Origin of the sequence: Pseudomonas citronellolis (genome assembly GCF_029335315.1) — a bacterium.
Lineage (GTDB): Bacteria > Pseudomonadota > Gammaproteobacteria > Pseudomonadales > Pseudomonadaceae > Pseudomonas > Pseudomonas citronellolis_A.
In genome coordinates this window covers 33,780-50,571 of sequence record NZ_JARJLT010000079.1, presented here as the reverse complement: position 1 = coordinate 50,571, position 16,792 = coordinate 33,780, and the positions used below count along the sequence as shown (strand labels likewise).

Below are 16,792 nucleotides of genomic sequence, written 5' to 3'. Positions count from 1 at the left end.
TCTCGCCGCGCTGCCACTGGGCCTCGCGCTGGGCCAGCGCCTGGCCGATGTCGGCCAGGGAATCGGACTTCAGCTGCGCCGGCAGCGGGTCCAGACCGACGCTGGCGAACACCTGGCCGTAGGCGTTGCGCAGCTCGGCGTAGGCCAGGTCGCGCTGCAGGTCGGCCTGCAGGTTGTTCAGCTCGCCCTGGATCAGCTCCAGCTCGCCGATGCCCTGGGCCTGGCGACGGTTGCGCAGTTCCTGGGTGATCTGGCCGTCGAGGCCGGCCAGTTCCTGGCTGGTCTGGAATTGCCGGCGGGCTTCCTGGTAGTTGGCGTTGGCCACGTAGAGCTGCGCCAGCACCGCCATCGACAGTGCCTGGCGACGGGCCTTGGCGACGTCCTCGCCGGCCTTGGCGACATCGATCGCGGCCGGGGCGGAAATCACGTTGAACAGGTTCCAGGTGACCTTCACGCCGTAGTCGGCCCAGCTTTGCTCGACCAGGTAGGAGTTGCTGTCGTAGTGGCCGCCGGCGGAGAACTCCAGGCCCGGCAGCAGGCGCAGCATGGCCTTCTTGGTCTCGGCGGCGCTGATCCGCGCCTGGTAGTCCTGCTCGCGCAGTTCCGGGCGCGAGGCCAGGGCTTCGCGTTCCAGGCTGTCCATGCCGACCTTGAGTTCCGGCAGCGGGTAGTCGGCGGCCGGCATCGCCAGCTTGACCTCGGTGCCCGGCGGCAGGTTGATCAGCGTGGCCAGTTCAGTCTTGGCCAGCGACAGCGCCTTGCGCTGCTCTTCCAGCTGGCGGGTGGCCTCGATCAGCGAGCGCTGGTAGGCCATCTGCTGCACCGGATCGCCGATGCGCTGGCTGCTCAGGCTCTGGCTGTCCTTGCGGGCCTGGCCGACGCGTTCCATCAGGCCGTCGATGCGGCCCAGCAGGCGTTCGGCGGCCACGGCGCGCCAGTAGGCCGAGCGCACGTCCTGGACGATGGTCTGGCGCACCTTGCGCCGGCGTTCCTCGATGATCAGGCGCTGGTCGGCCTGCTGCTTGGCGCTGACGTAGCTGACACCGAAGTCCAGCACGTTCCAGACCATGGTCAGGTCGGCGACGTCGCGGTCGCGGTCCTGGGAGGTCGAGGGTTCCAGGGACTGCTGGTTGGTCAGCACGCTCTTGCTCGACGAAGCGCTGACGTTGTTGCGCCCGGCGTAGCCGGCCTCCAGGGCCATGCGCGGCAGCATGTCGAAGGTGGCGAGGTCGACCTGGCGGTGCGCCAGGGCTTCTTCCATCACCTTCAGGCGGCCTTCGAGGTTGTACTTGATGGCCCGCGCGGTGGCTTCGTTGAGCGTCAGTTCGCCGCTGAGCGGCTCCTGCGCGCGGAACATCCCGGCGAGGTCGTCGCGGGCGCGTTGCTCGCTGGTGGCACGGCTGATCGGATCGCTGGTCACGGCGCAGCCACTGATGGCCAAGGCCAGCAGGCTGACGCCGAGGAATCGGAATTGCTTGTTCATTGTTATCGAGCCGCCCCCTGTACGGCTTCTGCTGAATACGTGCTCCCTGCCCTTCAGGCCGCCGGTCCCTCCCGACCGAGCTCGCCGATGGCCCGCGCCAGGTCGGCGACCTGACGCTGTTCGCGTTGGTTGATCTCGTGCAATTGCTGGCCCAGGCCCGGCGCGCCGAACACGCCACGCAGCCCCCCGGCCACGTCGCCATGCCGCTTGTCGAACGCCGACAGCGCCTGCTCTTCGCCTTCACGCGCGGCGCCGAACACCGACGACAGCGTGCTGCTGGTGAACACCCCGCCGTCGCCACCGCCGAAGCCGAGGAAGCCGTTGCCACTGCCATCGCCGTGGCCGCTGTCGCTGCTGAAGATCTGCGCGAACTGGCTCTGCGCCGGCGCGTCGCGGAACAGGCTGCTGAAGCCGGATTGCGCCGCGCCACGGTTGCTGCTGTCGAGCAGCGGCGGCTGGCCGAGCACCGGCGGCCCGACCACGATCGCGGGCGGAGCCGGCGGCACCACGCCGGTGCCGGTGCCACCGGGCGCCGCCGGACGCACGCCCTGGTCGGTACGGAACTGCGGGTCGCCGTCGCTGACCGCGCCCTGCACCAGCAGGCCGCTGGTGGACGGCACGCCGCCCAGCGCCAGGTTGGCGGCGTTGCCGGCGACGTCGCTGATGCGCCCGCCGTTGGCCTGGACCTGGCCATCCAGCTGGATGCCGTTCAGGTCGCTCTGGCCGGCCTGCACGGTGTAGGCGAACACCAGCTGGTTGCTGCCGGAGCCGGACACGTAGTCGGCGTAGACCACCACGCCACGGTCCAGGGTGATGGCGATGCGCGGCACGCCGCCACTGCTGTCCACCTGCACCGCTTCGTTGTAGTCGACGGTGAATTCCAGGGTCTGCCCCGGGGTGTAGCGGCCGTCGGCCGGCAGCTGCACGCCGGTGCTGCTCGGCGCCTGGGTGTCGACCAGCACCTGGTGGCTGTCGGCCACGCCGTTGAGGCTGGTGTTCATGGCGTTGCCGGCGCCGTCGCGCAGGGAACCGCCGTTGGCCTGCACGCCGAGCACCTGGATGCCGTCGGCGTCGTTGTCGCCGGCCTGCACCTGGTACTGGAACACCAGGGCGCCGCTGCCGGAACCCGACGCGTAGTTGGCGTAGACCGTGCGCCCGCCGATATCCAGGGCCAGGCGCGGGGTGCCGCCGCTGCTGTCGACGATGACCGCCTCGTTGCTGTTGACGGTGAAGCTGAGCACGTCGCCGGCCTTGTAGGAGCCGGCGCCGGGCACGTCGACCGACTGCACCAGCGGCGCGCTGTGGTCGATCACGTAGGCCTGGCCGGTGGCGCCGCCGGCGATGGCGTTGCCGGCCTGGTCGGCGATGCCGGTGGCGCTGGAATTGAGATCGAGGCGCAGGGTGCCGTCGCCGCTGACGTTGTCCACCACTACCACGAAGCTGTTGCCTGAGCCGGTGATCGAACGGATCGTCCCGCTGGCGCTACCGCTGCCGACCAGCGTGAAGTCGCTGACGTCGACCCCGCTGACCGCCTCGCTGAAGGTGACCTGGAAGCTCAGGGTGCTGCCGCCGCTGACCTCCGGGTCGACGCGGACGATGCTGGTCGCGCTCGGCGCGACGCCATCCACCAGCACGCTGGCGGTGGACGCGACACTGTTCAGGGTGGCCACGGCCGCGTTGCCGGCGGCATCGCGCAGGCTGCCGCCGTTGCTGTCGACCACGCCGCCCACGCTGATGCCGTTGCTGTCGAGCTGGCCGCTGGCGACGGTGAGGCGGAAGACCAGCGCGGAGCCGCCGGAACCGCTGAGGTAACTGGCATACACGGTGCCGCCGGTATCCAGGGTAATGGCCAGGCGCGGCGTGCCGCCGGTGGTGTCGACCACCACGCTCTCGCCGTAGTTGACGGTGAAGTCGAGGTTCTGCCCGATGCCGTAGGTGCCGCTCGCCGGCACGCCGACCGAGGTTACCGTCGGCGCCACGCCGTCGACGACGATGTCGGCGTTGGCGCCAAGCGACCCGGCGGCCCCCGGAGCCGGCAGGGTCAGGGTGGCGACGCCGGTGGTGGCGTTGCCGATGCTGCCGCCGTTCAGCGAGAGCGCGGTGCTGGAGGCGACGTCCAGGTCCGCGCTGCGGTCGCCGGCCTGCACGGTGTAGCTGAACACCAGGGTGTTGGTACCGGAACCGCTGACGTAGATCGCCTGGCGATCGACGAGGCCGGTTTCCAGCAGCAAGGTCGGCAGGCCACCGGTGGAATCCACCGTCACGGCCTGGTCGAAGGTGACGCTGATGGTGAGCGTATCGCCCGCCTTGTAGGCGCCGTTGGCACTGCCCGCGCTCACGCTCTGCACCATCGGGTTGACCTGGACGTCGACGGTGCTGGTCAGCACGGCGCTGTCCTTGGTGCCGTCGCTCACAGTGAAGCTGATGGTGCGCGTGGAGCCGTTCGCGGTCGACGCGTTCGAGAAGGCCACCGAGCTCAGCGCCGCCTGCCACTGCGCGAGGCTCGCCGAGGCGCCGCTCGACGTCAGGGTCAGCACGCCGGTGCCGGCGTTATAGCTGCCCGTGATGTTGCCAGTGTTGATGAAGGACAGGACATCTCCGGCCTGGAAGTTGCCGGTGATACTGACTCTGGCGCTGGCCAGCGTGGTGTTGTCCAGGTCGCTGACCGTGATGTCGGAGTCGACCGCCACGGCGGCGGCGCCCCTGACGTAGGTCGCGCCACCACCACTGGAGCTCAGGATGGGCGTCTGGTCGGTGTCGGTCACGGTCACCGTGCGCGTGCTGGTGGCGCTGTCATCGGTGCCGTCGTTCACCGTGAAGCTGATGGTGCGCGTGGCGTTGTTCGGGGTGACCGCGGTATCGGTGTAGGTCACCGCGCGCAGCGCCGCCTGCCATTGCGCCAGGGTGGCGGTGCCGCTGGCGGACGTCAGGGTCATGACGCCGGTGGCGGCATCGAAGGAGGCAACGATGTTGCCCATGGTGAGGCCATCGTTGCTGAAGCTCAGGATATCCTCGCCGGCGTGGAAGTTGCCGGTGATGGAGACGGTGGCGCTGCTCAGCGTGGTGTTGTCGGGGTCGCTGATGGTCAGGCCGCTGTCGATCGCCACCGGAGTGCTGGCGACGTTGTCGCCGGCGACGAAGGCAGCGCTGCCGGCGTCGGTGGTCACCACCGGCGTCGTGTTGACGGCGGTGACGGTGAGGGTCCTGGTCACCGTGTTGCTGTCGCTGGCGCCATCGTTGGTGACGAAGCTGAGGGTGCGGGTGGCGGTATTCGGCTCGCCGGAGCTGTTGGTGTAGGTGACCGCGCGCAGCGCCGCCTGCCATTGCGCCAGGGTCGCCGTGGCGTTGCTGGAAGTCAGGGTCAGCTCGCCGTTGCCCGCGTTGTAGGAGGCGACGATGTTGCCGAAGGTGGACGAGCTGGTGTTGGTGAAGCCCAGCACGTCCTGGTCGCTGTGGAAGTTGCCCGTGACGCTGACCTTGGCGCTGGCCAGTGTGGTGTTGTCCGCGTCGCTGACGGTGAAGCCGCTATCCACCGCCACCGGCGTGCTGACGCCGCTGCTGCTTTCGACGAACGCGGCGCTACCGCCCGAGGCGCTGTTCACCGGCGTGTCGTTGACGGCCGTGACGGTGAGGGTGCGGGTCGCGGCGGTGCTGGTCGTGCTCCCGTCGTTGACGGCGAAGCTGATGGTGCGGTTGGCGGTGTTCGGCGCTTCGGAGGTGTTGGTATAGGTCACCGAACTCAACGCGTTCTGCCACTGGGCCAAGGTCGCGATGCCGCCGGCGGAGGTCAGGCTGAGTACGCCGGTGCCCGCGTTGTAGCTGCTAGTGATGTTGCCGAAGAGCGTGCTATTGGTGTTGCTGAAACCCAGCACGTCTTCGGCCGTGTGCAGGTTGCCGGTGATGGAAACGCTGGCAGAGGCAAGCGTGCCACTGTCGAGATCGCTGACGCCGATGCCGCTGTCGACCACCACCGGGGTGCTGGTCACGTTGTTGCCTTCGACGAAGGCGGCGCTGCCGCCGGATGCGCTCACCACCGGCGTGTCGTTGACCGCGGTGACCGTGACGGTCCTGGTCGCCGCGACGCTGCTGGTACTGCCGTCGTTGACGCTGAAGCTGACGGTGCGGTTGGCGGTGTTCGGGGCATCCGAGCTGTTGCTGTAGGTGATCGAGCGCAGCGCCGCCTGCCATTGCGCCAGGTTCGCGGTGCCGCCGGCGGAACTCAGGCTGAGGATGCCGCTGGCCGCGCTGTAGCTGCCGACGATGTTGCCCATGGTCGCCGGGTTGTTGGTGAACGCCAGCACGTCCTGGCCGCTCTGGAAGCCGCCGGTGATGGCCACGGAGCCAGAGACCAGGCTGGTGTTGTCGCGGTCGGTGACGGTGATGCCGCTGTCGACGGCGACCGGCGTGCTGGTGACGTCGTTGCCTTCGGTGAAGGCGGTGTTGCCGCCGCTGGCGGTGACGACCGGTGTGTCGTTGGTGCTGGCCACGGTCACGCTGCGGGTGACCGTGGCGCTGTCGGCCACGCCGTCGTTGACCGTGATGCTGATGGCGCGGCTGCTGGTGTCCGGCGTGTCGGAGCTGTTCGAGTAGGTCACCGAGCGCAGCGCCGCCTGCCACTGCGCCAGGGTGGCGGTGGCATTGGACGAGGTCAGTGTCAGCACGCCGGTGGCACCGTTGTAGCTGCCGGTGATGTTGCCGAAGTTGCTGACGTTGGCGGTGAAGCCCAGCACATCCTGGTCGCTGTGGTAGCCCGAGCCGATCGAGACGGTGGCGCTGGCCAGGGTGGTGTTGTCCGGGTCGGACAGGGTCAGCCCGCTGTCCACCGCCACCGTGCTGGTGACGTTGTTGCCTTCGACGTAGGCGCTGGAACCGCCGGACAGGGCGACCGTCGGGGCGACGTTGGGCACCACCACGTCCAGGGTCAGCACGTAGTCGGCGACCACGGTGCCGTTGCCGATGGTGAAGCTGTACAGGCCGGACTGGATGGCGTTGTTGACCGTCTGGGTGGTCATCCCGGTCTGGCGGAAGAAGGTCGAGTCGGACAGGTTCTCGACGGTGAACGAGGTGCCGCTGGAAATCACCACGTTGTTGACGGTAAGCGTGTAGCTGCTGATGTAGGCGCCGTTCGGCAGCTCCACGGGGATCACGTCGGTGGCGTCGTTCGGCCCGCCGGACTCGACGTGGCCGGAGAAGGTGTAGGTACCGGTCTTGTTCAGCAGGAACAGATCGCGGCTCTGCTCGGCGTTGGTGGTGTAGGCGTCGACGTCCTGGCCCTGGGCGGACTCCGAGTAGGTCTTGTCGGTGGGGAACGCCTTGTAGGCCAGCAGGTGATCCCAGCCGGAGGCCTGGCCGCCGGCGAACAGCGCAGCGGTCTCGATGCTGCCGCTGCTGGTTTCCAGGGCCCAGTCGCCGCCCAGCGCGGCGCTGCCGGTGGGGTCGCTGGAGGCGGCCACGTCGGCGCCGGTGGCGTCCGCCAGGGCCTTGACGAAGGCGCTGCCGGCGGCGCCCTCGCCCACGTCGCAGCCGTACAGCAGCAGGTCGCCGTCGGCGCTCAGGGATTGGCCCAGCTCGGCCAGCAACGCCTGGTAGCTGGACAGGTTGGCCTCGCTCAGCACCAGGCTGCCGAAGCGCACTTCGCCGGCCTGGCCGTGGCTGATCACATGGATGGCGTCGATGCCTTCGCGACCGCGCAGGTAGTCGGCCATCTGCTGCAGGCCGTTGCCCGAGGCGTCGAGCACCACCACTTCGGTGCCCGGCTTGGCGTCGGCCACCAGTTGCTGGTAGTCGGCGACGTTGCTGTCGACGAAGACGATCTCGTGGCGCTGGTCGGAGGTGGCCGCGGCCGGCGGTGCTGCGGTCGCGGTGTCATGGCTGTCGCTGGCGTCGGCGTGGCTGCCCTGGGCGGCGTCGGCCTGGGCCGGCGCGGCTTCCGGCTTAGCCGCCTCGGCGGCGCTGGCGACGGCGGCGCCGTCGAACATCATGCGGGGCTCCAGGGCCACGATCAGCGGAGCCTGAGCCGATTGCAAAGCCACCGGACGGCTGTCAGCCGCACGGAATACGCGCTTGATCCATTGCATGCAGGGCACCTCTTGGCCGGCCACCGCGGGATGGCCCGGGCGCCTGTGTTCTTGTCGGTTGTCGGGTGGAACTGGACCGGCCGGCAGTGCGGCGTGAACCGGAAACACAGGGAGGGCGGGTGGCGCGACGAGATTCGTGCGTGCCGGCGAGCATCCCTGCGTTACTGCGGACTGGCAAATTGCAATTACCCGAATGCTATGGCAGTAGAGAATTTTCGTACATATGTATCAGCGTTAATTCAGAGGAATTTCGCGAAAAATTCTCAGTCCAGTACCGCCGGTCGCTCAGAAACCGCTTTCCCGCACGCCGAGGGCCGCCAGGCGTCGCAGGAAGCCGCCGAGGATCGACTCGCTGCGCCCGTCCAGCACCGCCACCCCGCGCAGCGCCTGCAACGGCGGCCGGGCCTCGCCCTGCACGTCCAGGCGCGCGCCGTACTGGGCGTGTTCCGGCACCGCGCGCTGCTCGGCGTCGCGACGCACCGCCAGCGGGCCGCCGAGGTCCGAGGCGAGCAGCGGCAAGGCCAGCGCCGCGCTGCTGGCGGTATCCAGCTCCGCCAGGCGCACCGGCAGCGTGGCCAGGCCCGGCTGCTCGGCGATGAAGCGCCCTTCGGCGCCCGGCGCCAGGCGCGCCAGGGCCTGCTGTTCGACATAGCCGCGCAGCTTCGGTCGTTGCTCGCCCACCACGCGCAGCAGCAACTGCTCCGGCGCCAGCCACTGGCCGGCGCGCAGCTCGCTGTCCAGGTCGCGCACCACGCCGGCCTGGGGCGCACGCAGCAGCAGGCGCTCGCGCTGCGCCGCCAGCCCCCGGTAATCCGCCAGGGACTGCGCCAGCTGGCTTTCCAGCACCCCGGCGTCGGCCACCGTCAGCGGGTTGGCCGAAGCGCGGGCGATCTGCAGTTGCAGCGCGCGGATTTCATGGCCGGCGATGCCCAGGCGGGCCTCGATGTCCGGTGACTCCAGCTCCAGCATCGGCTCGCCGGCCTGCAACGCCTGCCCTTCGGCGACCAGCACGCGGACCACGCGCCCCGCCACCGGGGTATGCACCTCGGCCACCTGCGAGGCCTCCAGCACCGCCGGCACCTCCACCGAGGTGCGCCAGGGCACCAGCAGCACCAGCAGCAGCGCGAGGCCGGCGCCCAGGGTGGGCCAGGCGCGGCGGCGCTCGGCGCGCTCGCGGTGTTGCCACCAGAGCTTCAGTTCGCGGCAGATCGGCAGCGCGATGAACCAGCCCAGCTCGACCAGCATCAGGAAGATCCCCAGCACCTTGAAGAACAGGTGGTACACCGCCAGGGCGATACCGAAGAACAGCGCCACGCGCCACAGCCAGGAGGCGTAGCCCCACAGCAGCAGCTGGCGGCGCAGGCGCGGCGGCCAGGGCTCGGGCATCGGCGCGCCGTAGCCGAACAGCGCTTCGCGCAGGCGCCAGCGGCACAGGGCGAAGGCGCGGCCCTGGAGGTTGTCCACGGCGAGCAGGTCGCTGAGCAGGAAGTAGCCGTCGAAGCGCATGAACGGGTTGAGGTTGATCGCCACCGTGGTCACCCAGGTGGCGCTGGCCAGCAGGAAGGCCGCAGTGCGCAGCGGCCCGTCGGCCAGCAGCGACCAGGCCAGCAGCGCCACGCAGGCCAGCAGCAGTTCGGCCAGCACTCCGCCGGCGCCGATCAACAGGCGGCTGCGGCGGTCGCTGACGCGCCAGGCGTCGGAGACGTCGGTGTAGAACATCGGCAACAGCACCACGAAGGCGATGCCCATGCTGTGTACCCGGCAGCCGGCGCGCTTGGCCATGTAGGCGTGGCCCAGCTCGTGGCAGAACTTGGCCAGCCACAGGGCGACGCCGAAGGCCAGCGCCCCGGACCAGCTGAACAGGTAGGAGAAGCCGCCGATGAAGCGGTCCCAGTCGCGCGCCACCAGGAACAGCCCGAGCGCCAGCACGGCGGGCAGGCCGAAGCGCAGCAGCGCGCCGCCGTGGCGCGCGAGCCAGGGCCAGGTGCGTTCGAGGAAGGGGTCCGGGCGCCACAGCGGGATGCGGAAGAACAGGTACTGGTGCAGCGCCTTCTGCCACAGGCTTTCGCGCCGCGCGGCGAGCTTGTTCGCGTAGCTGGCGCGCTGCTCCGGGTCCAGCGGGGCGACCAGGTCGTGCTCGCGGAGGAAGCGCAGCAGCTGTTCCAGGTCGTCCTCGCCCAGCGCGCGGCCGCCGCCCTGGTTGGCCGCCGCCAGCACCGCCGGCGGCACGCCCCTGGCCCAGTGGCGCAGCAGCCGCACGGCGGCCTCGCCGAGCTTGAAGTAGCGCCCGCGCAGGGGGTCGTTGAGCACCCATTGCGGGGCGCCGTCGAAGGCCGGGGCGGCCTCGGAGAGCTGCAGGTCCTCGCGCAGCGCCGGCAGCTGCATGTTCACAGCCCCAGGGTCTGGCGCAGCGCGGCCAGCGGCCGGCGCAGCAGGTAGTAGCCCAGCGGCACGCGGTCGCCGTAGAGCTTGGCGGTGCCGCGCAGGCCGATGCGCGGCGGCGCTTCGTCGAAGCCGGCCACCAGGCGATAGGCCAGGCCGCCGCCGGGCACCGGCTCGGCTTCGTAGCCGATGCGTTGCAGGCGCGCCGGCACCGAGGTCAGCGGCTGGTTGTCGAGGAACAGCGCGACCTGGGCGTCGGGCTCCAGGCTCATCACCCCGGCGGCGGGCAGTTCGATGCGCAGCTCGGCGCTGGCCGGGTCGGCGATCTCCATCAGGCGCTCGCCGGTGCGCACCGGCTTGCCGGTCCAGCGCTCGGCGTCGGCGAACACCGCCACGCCATCCTGCCCGGCGCGCACTTCGCTGCGCTGCAGCAGGTCGCGGGCGTAGTCGCGCTCGGCGCGCTTCTGTTCGACGCGGGCGGCGAGCAGGTCCAGGCGCGCCGCCGACTCGGCGTCCTGGAAGGCGCGCTGGGTGTTGGCCTTGAGTTCGGCCTCGGCCACCGCCAGGGCGCGCTCGGCGACGTCGGCCTGGGCCTTGAGGCTGGTGGCGTCGAAGCGCACCAGCAAGTCGCCGCGGCGCACCGCCTGGTTCGGCCGCACCACCACCTGGGCGATCACCCCGTCCAGCGGCGCGGCGATCACCAGGCCGCCGCGCGGCACCACTTCGGCCGGCGCCAGGGCCGACTGGCGCAGCGGAATCAACAACAGCAGCGCGGCACCGCCCAGGCACAGGGCGATGCGTCGCTTCGGCCAGCGCAGGCGCAACGGCAGGCGTGGCTGCAGGGCGCGCCAGGCGTGGGCGTAGGTGTCGCCCAGCTCACCCAGCAGAGCCTGCTCGGCGGCGTTCCAGGGTTGCTCGCGGGCCAGCCAGAGGCCACCGAAGCACACGCCGGCGGCGTTCTTCAGCGGCAGCCAGAAGGCCTGCGGCAGGCTGAATTCGTGGAGGTCGCGGCGGGTCTGTTCGGTGAGCGCGGCGGCGTCCACCGGCGCGGCGCGCTCCAGCAGCCCCGCGCCTTGCAGCTCGGCGCTGGCGCGCTCGATGAAGGCCACGAAGGGCGCGTTCGGCTCGACCACGCTGACCCCGGTCAGCGCCCGCACCTTGCCGGCGATGACCAGCGCGGCATGGCGGAAGCCGAACAGCGCCTGGCCGTCGTTGACCATGGCGAAGGCCAGCCGCTCCAGGCTGTCGGCGGCGCGCGCCTGGCGCTGCACCGCGAGGAACTGGGCGAAGACCCGCTCGCTGCCGCCGAGCGACGCGTTCATGGGCTCTCCGGGAACTGCGCGGTGCCGCTCATGCCGGCCACCAGGCCGTCGGCGGCGGGCACTCCGGCGATCAGCAGCAGGGTCTGGCTGGCCTCGTCGATGCGTGCGCCCAGGCGCTTGACCTCGACCTGCAGCGGCTGCCCGGTTTCGTCCGGGGTGAAGCTGAAATGCAGGCCGGGCTTGAGCTTGCCTAGCCAGCGCGACGGCACCAGCAGGCGGATTTCCAGGCTGCGGTTGTCGACGATCTCCAGCAGCGGCGCGCCGCTGGCGACGCTCTCGAACGGCTGCGCCTTGCGCTGCACCACCTGGCCGTCGTACGGCGCCTGCACGGCGCAGCGGCGCACCTGCACCTGGTAGACCTGGGCCTGGGCCTGGGCTTCGGCCTGCTTGGCCTCGGCCAGCGCCACTTCGTAGCGACCCACCGAATTCAGCGAGGCCAGCTGGCGGTTGTGCGCCAGCTCCTCGCCGGCGGCGCGCACCCCGGCCTGGGCGGCGTTGAGCTGGGCCTGGTAGGCGGAGCAGTCGAAACGCACCAGCACGTCGCCCTTCTTGAAGGCCTGGCCCTCGGCGAACGGCATCTCGAGGATGCGCCCGGCCAGCTCGCTGGACAGCATCGCCTGCTCGCGGGCGTGCAGCACGCCGCGCACCTCGCGCTTGGCGGCCGTCCCGGCATCCACGGCGGGGATCGGCAGCAGTGGGTCCGCCGGAGCCTCCGACGCCGCCTGCACCTGCCCCATCAAGCCCACTGCCACTGCTATTGCGAATCCGATACGGCCTTGCATCCTACCCCTCCTAGTCAGGCTGGGCGGAGTCTAAGGGAGTGGTCGGCTGTAGGAAATGGACTTCTGCAGGGTGCCCCCGGACAGCTGCCATCATTCGTGCCATCAGCCTGCGCCGGCAGGCCCGTCCTAGAGCCCGGCGCGAGGATTTTCAGCGTCCGTCGGCGGCGCCCTGAGCCGGCGCGGCGGCCGGCAGGTGGATATGCCGCGCCAGCTCCTCGAACAGCGTGACCACCGTGCGCAACGCCCGGCAATCCGGGCGGGTCAGCAGCCAGAGCGCGGTGCCGCAGCCCGCCAGGTCCGGCTGCAGCACGCGCAGGCCGTCGCCGTCGCGCAGCAGGTAGTCCGGCAGCGCCGCCAGGCCCAGGCCGGCGCGGCACAGTTCGAGCACCGAGAGCATGCTGCCGCAACGGTACGCCGGGGTCACCGCCGGGAAACCCTGGCGGCGCCAGGCCACGCTGGGGTGGTCGGGCATGAATTCGTCCGGGGCGATCCAGCTCAGCTCGCCCCAGTCGCGCCCGGCGTTGGCGGCCAGGTAGTCGGCGTGGGCGCAGAGCGCGTAGCGCACCTCGCCCAGGCGGCGGCCGACCAGGTACTCCGGCGGCGCGGTGGTCAGGCGCAGGGCGATGTCGGCGTCGCGGCGGCCGAGGTTGGCGAAGGCGTTGGAGGTGGACAGCTCCAGGTGCAGCCCCGGGTAGTCGCCCATGAAGCGCCCCAGCGCCGGCAGCAGCAGGCCGTGCAGCACGGCGTCGGTGCAGGTCAGGCGTACCGTGCCGCTGAGCACCTCGCGGCCCTGCTCCAGGCCGACCCGCGCGGCTTCCAGGGCCTGCTCGGCCAGCTCGGCCTGGCGCGCCAGCTGCTGCGCGGTGGCGCTGGGCAGGTAGCCGGCGCGGCCCTTCTCGAACAGCGCCATGCCCAGCGCCTTCTCCAGCCGGCGCACGGCGCGGAACACGGTGGACACGTCCACCGCCAGCAGTTCCGCGGCCCGCGCCAGGTTGCCGCCACGCACCAGGGCGAGCACCAGGGCGAGGTCGGTGTATTCCAATCGGTATTGCATAGACGCACTCATGGGTTGCGCAATCGCCAATTTCGATTGCGCCAGCGCAACTATAAAGTGGCCAGCATCGCCCGCCAATGGGTGTCAGTGCAGGGGAACTGGGGATGCGCAAGGTACGCAAGGTCTTACGGATCGGCCTGATCGGCGACCGCGACAGCCGGGTCACCGCGCACTGGGCGATTCCCCTGGCGCTGCAGCAGTCGCTGCTGGCCCACGCCGGCACCCTGCGCCTGGAATGGCTGGATACCCAGCGCCTGGCCAACGGCCTGCCGCTGGACGGCTATTCCGGTTTCTGGTGCACCCCCGGCAGCCCCTACCGCAGCACCGAAGGCGCGCTGCGCGCCATCGCCCATGCGCGCAGCCGCCAGGTGCCCTACCTGGGCACCTGCGCCGGTTTCCAGCACGCCCTGCTGGAGCGTGCGCGCAACGTGCTCGGCTGGGACGACGCCACCCACGGCGAGGTGGAGCCGCGCGCCACGCGGGCGGTGATCCACGCCCTGCCCTGCGCGCTGATCGAGGTGCGCGAAAACATAACGCTGCGCGCCGGTTCGCGGCTGGCCGAGGTCTACGGCCAGCCGAGCATCCGCGAGGGCTACCGTTGTAGCTACGGGGTCAACCCGGAGTACCAGGAGGCGCTGTTCGGCGACGCGCTGCAGGCCAGCGCCCATGGCGAGGACGGCAGCATCCGCGCCCTGGAAGCCAGCGACCATCCGTTCTTCGTCGCCACCCTGTTCCAGCCCGAGCGCAAGGCCCTGGCCGGCGTCAGCGTACCGCTGGCCGAAGCCTTCCTGCGCGCCGCCAACCGCCACGCGAGGCACCCCGCATGATCGCCAGCACCCCGCAACCGCGCTACTTCGCGGTGATCTTCACTTCGCTGCGCACCACGCAAGACAGCGGCTACGGCGAAACCGCCGAACGCATGCTCGAACTGGCGCGCGAGCAACCGGGCTACCTGGGCGTGGAATCGGCGCGCGGCGAGGACGGCCTGGGCATCACGGTGTCCTACTGGCAGGACGAGGCCAGCATCCGCCACTGGCGCGAGAACGCCGAGCACCAGCTGGCGCGCGAGGGCGGCCGGCGGGACTGGTACGCGCGCTTCGCGGTACGCGTGGCGCGGGTGGAGCGCGCCTACGGCTTCGAACGCTGACTGAAAACCTGCCCGTAGGAGCGCGCCATGCGCGCGATTCGCGGGCATGGCCCGCTCCTACGGGGAAGCACCGACGCAGGGCGCATAACCGTTCGCGGTTATCCGCCGTCGGCCCGGGCACCGGAGCCGACGGCAGCGGCGGATAACGCCGTAGGCGTTATGCGCCCTACGGGTTGGCCGACCGATTCCTCCTGTAGGAGCGCGCCATGCGCGCGATTCGCAGGCGTGGCCCGCTCAGCACCGACGTAGGGCGCATAACCGTTCGCGGTTATCCGCCGCCGACCCGAGCGCCGGAGCCGACGGCATCGGCGGATAACGCCGTAGGCGTTATGCGCCCTACGGGTTTCCAGAGAAACAACCGCGCGCACCGGAGCGCCCCGTTCAGGAGGCCGAACGAAGCCCGAGCTGAGGAGGCCGGGCGACATGGATGTCGCAAGAGCCCCGCGGGCTACAGGGACGTACCCTCGGGGCGGGCCTCCGGTGCTCGGGAATTCGTGAGGGAAGCCCGGCTTGCCGGGCCCGGATGCCGGGGCAAGCGTTCTTGGTTACTTCTTTGGCGCTTGAAAGAAGTGACTCGCCGAGAGGCGAAACCAGAAGCATCCGAGCACTCTGAAGCGGCGCAAACACACCCAACCACAAAGTCTCTGGGTCCCCGCGTTCGCGGGGATGACAAGGTGAGGAGCAGCGTGGCCCGCGCCTACAGCCACCAGCGCAGCAGGAAGAACACGCCCATGCTCAGCAACACGCTGAGCAGGGTATTGCGCGTCCACAGCACCAGCCCCACCGCCACCACCGAGCCCAGCAGATACGGGTTGTCCAGCCGCAGGTTCAGCTGGTGCTCGGGCAGGAACACGATCGGCCCGCAGATCGCCGTGAGCATCCCCGGCACGGCGAAGCCGAGGAACTGCCGCACGTTGCTGCCCAGGCGAATCGGCAGGCGCGGTTCGAGGAACACATAGCGGTTGAAGAAGACGATCAGCCCCATGCCGACGATCACGGCCCAGACCATCATGCCGACCTCCCGCTGAACTTGTTGCAGACGAAGCCCGCGGTCATCCCCGCCAGCCCCGCCAGGACCAGCGCCGAACCCAGCTGCCAGTAGCTGAACAGCACCGAGCAGAACAGCGAGACGGCGACGCAGACCACCGTCGGCACGTTCTTCACCACCGGCGCGATCAGCGCCACGAAGGTGGCCGCCACCGAGAAGTCCAGGCCCAGGTGTTCCAGGCCGGGAATGCTGCTGCCCAGCAGCACGCCGGCCAGGGTGAAGAGGTTCCAGGCCACGTAGAACGTCAGGCCGACGCCCAGGGCGTACCAGCGGTTGAAGGTTTCGCGGTCATGCTGGCTGGTCAGGGCGAAGAATTCGTCGGTGAGCAGGAAGCCCAGGCCCAGGCGCCAGCGCCCCGGCAGGTCGGCGATCACTGGGCGCATGCTCATGCCGTAGAGCAGGTGCTGGGAAGTCAGCAGCAGCGTGGTCAGCATGATCGAGAAGAACCCTGCGCCGCCCTTGAGCATGCCGATCGCCACCAGTTGCGCGGCGCCGGCGAAGACGATGGCCGACAGGCCCTGGCCGTGCGCCGGGGTGAGCCCGGCCTCGATGGCCAGCGAGCCCGCCAGCAGGCCCCAGGGCAGCACCGCGATGGACAGCGGCAGGATGGCGATGGCGCCCTTGAGGAAGGCGCGGGAGGGAAGCAGTTGTGCGGACATGGACGACGCGTTCAAGGCAGGAAAGCGCTCAGCTTGGCAGAAACGACCTCGGGCCGCCTTGAACGTTCTTGCGCACTTGTGAGTTTGGAGCTTCGGAAATCAGGGGGATTTTCCGCCGGGCATTGAGGACTTTTCCGAGTGATCACTATTTGATCAGTCCATAGCATATGCACGACTCCGATTCACCGCCTGGTACTTCCCGTGCGCATCTCCCTGCTGTGTCTGTTGCTGTTGTTGTCCCTGCTCCCCCTCGCGGCCGAGGCCGATGACCTGGGCGGGCCGTCCTGGCGACGCTACGAGCCGGCCGAGCGGACGCTGGGCGCGCTGTTCAAGCCCCACGGCAAGCCCGGGCTGCAGGCACCCGGGACCGACCGCGACATGCACCGCCTGCTGCAACGCGCCCGGCAGTTGGTGGGCACGCCCTACCGCTGGGGCGGCACCTCGGCGCAGACCGGTTTCGATTGCAGCGGCCTGCTGGTCTACCTGTTCCGCAAGGAGGTGGGCGTGGAACTGCCGCGCACCACCGGTTCGATGATCCGCCAGAGCCACCGCAGGGTACCGCGCCACGCGCTGAAGCCGGGCGACGCGGTGTTCTTCAGCCAGAACGGCAGCGAGCGGATCAGCCATGTCGGCCTGTACCTGGGCGACAGCCGCTTCATCCATGCGCCGCGCACCGGCAAGACGGTGCGCATCGACTCGCTGGCCAACAGCTACTGGGATCGCAACTTCACCACGGCGCGACGGTTCAGGCACTGAAGCGCCAGCCACGCCATTCCCCTGTAGGAGCGCGCCCTGCGCGCGATTCGCGGGCAGGGCCCGCTCCTACGCAGAGCGCTTC

Annotated in this window: 11 protein-coding genes; 3 read left to right on the top strand and 8 right to left on the bottom strand. The window is 70.1% G+C overall.

What is annotated here, in order from left to right; all coding sequences use genetic code 11:
- The 6 genes from P3W75_RS07000 to P3W75_RS06975 all read right to left on the bottom strand — a co-directional run.
- A partial coding sequence (locus tag P3W75_RS07000; RefSeq protein ID WP_276226641.1) for a TolC family protein occupies positions 1–1,483 on the bottom strand: 1,483 nt, incomplete at its 3' end.
- A 53-nt stretch (positions 1,484–1,536) separates the two neighbouring features.
- On the bottom strand, positions 1,537–7,560 hold the full coding sequence (locus tag P3W75_RS06995) for a DUF4347 domain-containing protein (RefSeq protein WP_276226640.1): 6,024 nt from the start codon (positions 7,558–7,560) through the stop codon (positions 1,537–1,539).
- Between the two features lie 285 nt (positions 7,561–7,845).
- Positions 7,846–9,945 (bottom strand): HlyD family efflux transporter periplasmic adaptor subunit, encoded by a 2,100-nt coding sequence (locus P3W75_RS06990; protein WP_276226639.1) that lies wholly within the window; start codon positions 9,943–9,945, stop codon positions 7,846–7,848.
- Positions 9,946–9,947: 2 nt separating this feature from the next.
- Complete coding sequence (locus P3W75_RS06985; RefSeq protein ID WP_276226638.1) at positions 9,948–11,264, bottom strand: efflux RND transporter periplasmic adaptor subunit; 1,317 nt, start codon at positions 11,262–11,264, stop codon at positions 9,948–9,950.
- Positions 11,261–12,001 carry an efflux RND transporter periplasmic adaptor subunit gene (locus P3W75_RS06980; protein WP_430765347.1) on the bottom strand — a complete coding sequence of 247 codons (741 nt, stop codon included), beginning with the start codon at positions 11,999–12,001 and terminating at the stop codon, positions 11,261–11,263. Before P3W75_RS06980 ends, P3W75_RS06985 begins: the two co-directional genes overlap by 4 nt.
- 193 nt (positions 12,002–12,194) lie before the next feature.
- The gene (locus P3W75_RS06975) at positions 12,195–13,112 is read right to left on the bottom strand and encodes a LysR family transcriptional regulator (protein ID WP_276226636.1); all 918 of its coding nucleotides are present in this window, start codon (positions 13,110–13,112) and stop codon (positions 12,195–12,197) included.
- Positions 13,113–13,204: 92 nt separating this feature from the next.
- Here P3W75_RS06975 and P3W75_RS06970 point away from each other — a divergent pair, with 92 nt between their 5' ends.
- Together P3W75_RS06970 and P3W75_RS06965 are read left to right on the top strand one after the other, a co-directional pair.
- The gene (locus P3W75_RS06970) at positions 13,205–13,927 is read left to right on the top strand and encodes a CTP synthase C-terminal region-related (seleno)protein (protein ID WP_276226635.1); all 723 of its coding nucleotides are present in this window, start codon (positions 13,205–13,207) and stop codon (positions 13,925–13,927) included.
- Positions 13,924–14,247 carry an antibiotic biosynthesis monooxygenase family protein gene (locus P3W75_RS06965; protein WP_276226634.1) on the top strand — a complete coding sequence of 108 codons (324 nt, stop codon included), beginning with the start codon at positions 13,924–13,926 and terminating at the stop codon, positions 14,245–14,247. The genes P3W75_RS06970 and P3W75_RS06965 overlap by 4 nt, the downstream gene beginning before the upstream one ends.
- Before the next feature lie 697 nt (positions 14,248–14,944).
- On the opposite strand, the gene P3W75_RS06960 is transcribed toward P3W75_RS06965, so the two are convergent.
- Together P3W75_RS06960 and P3W75_RS06955 are read right to left on the bottom strand one after the other, a co-directional pair.
- On the bottom strand, positions 14,945–15,259 hold the full coding sequence (locus P3W75_RS06960; protein WP_276226633.1) for an AzlD domain-containing protein: 315 nt from the start codon (positions 15,257–15,259) through the stop codon (positions 14,945–14,947).
- On the bottom strand, positions 15,256–15,954 hold the full coding sequence (locus tag P3W75_RS06955; RefSeq protein ID WP_276226632.1) for an AzlC family ABC transporter permease: 699 nt from the start codon (positions 15,952–15,954) through the stop codon (positions 15,256–15,258). Before P3W75_RS06955 ends, P3W75_RS06960 begins: the two co-directional genes overlap by 4 nt.
- 201 nt (positions 15,955–16,155) lie before the next feature.
- Here P3W75_RS06955 and P3W75_RS06950 point away from each other — a divergent pair, with 201 nt between their 5' ends.
- On the top strand, positions 16,156–16,710 hold the full coding sequence (locus P3W75_RS06950) for a C40 family peptidase (protein WP_276226631.1): 555 nt from the start codon (positions 16,156–16,158) through the stop codon (positions 16,708–16,710).
- Positions 16,711–16,792 lie beyond the last annotated feature (82 nt).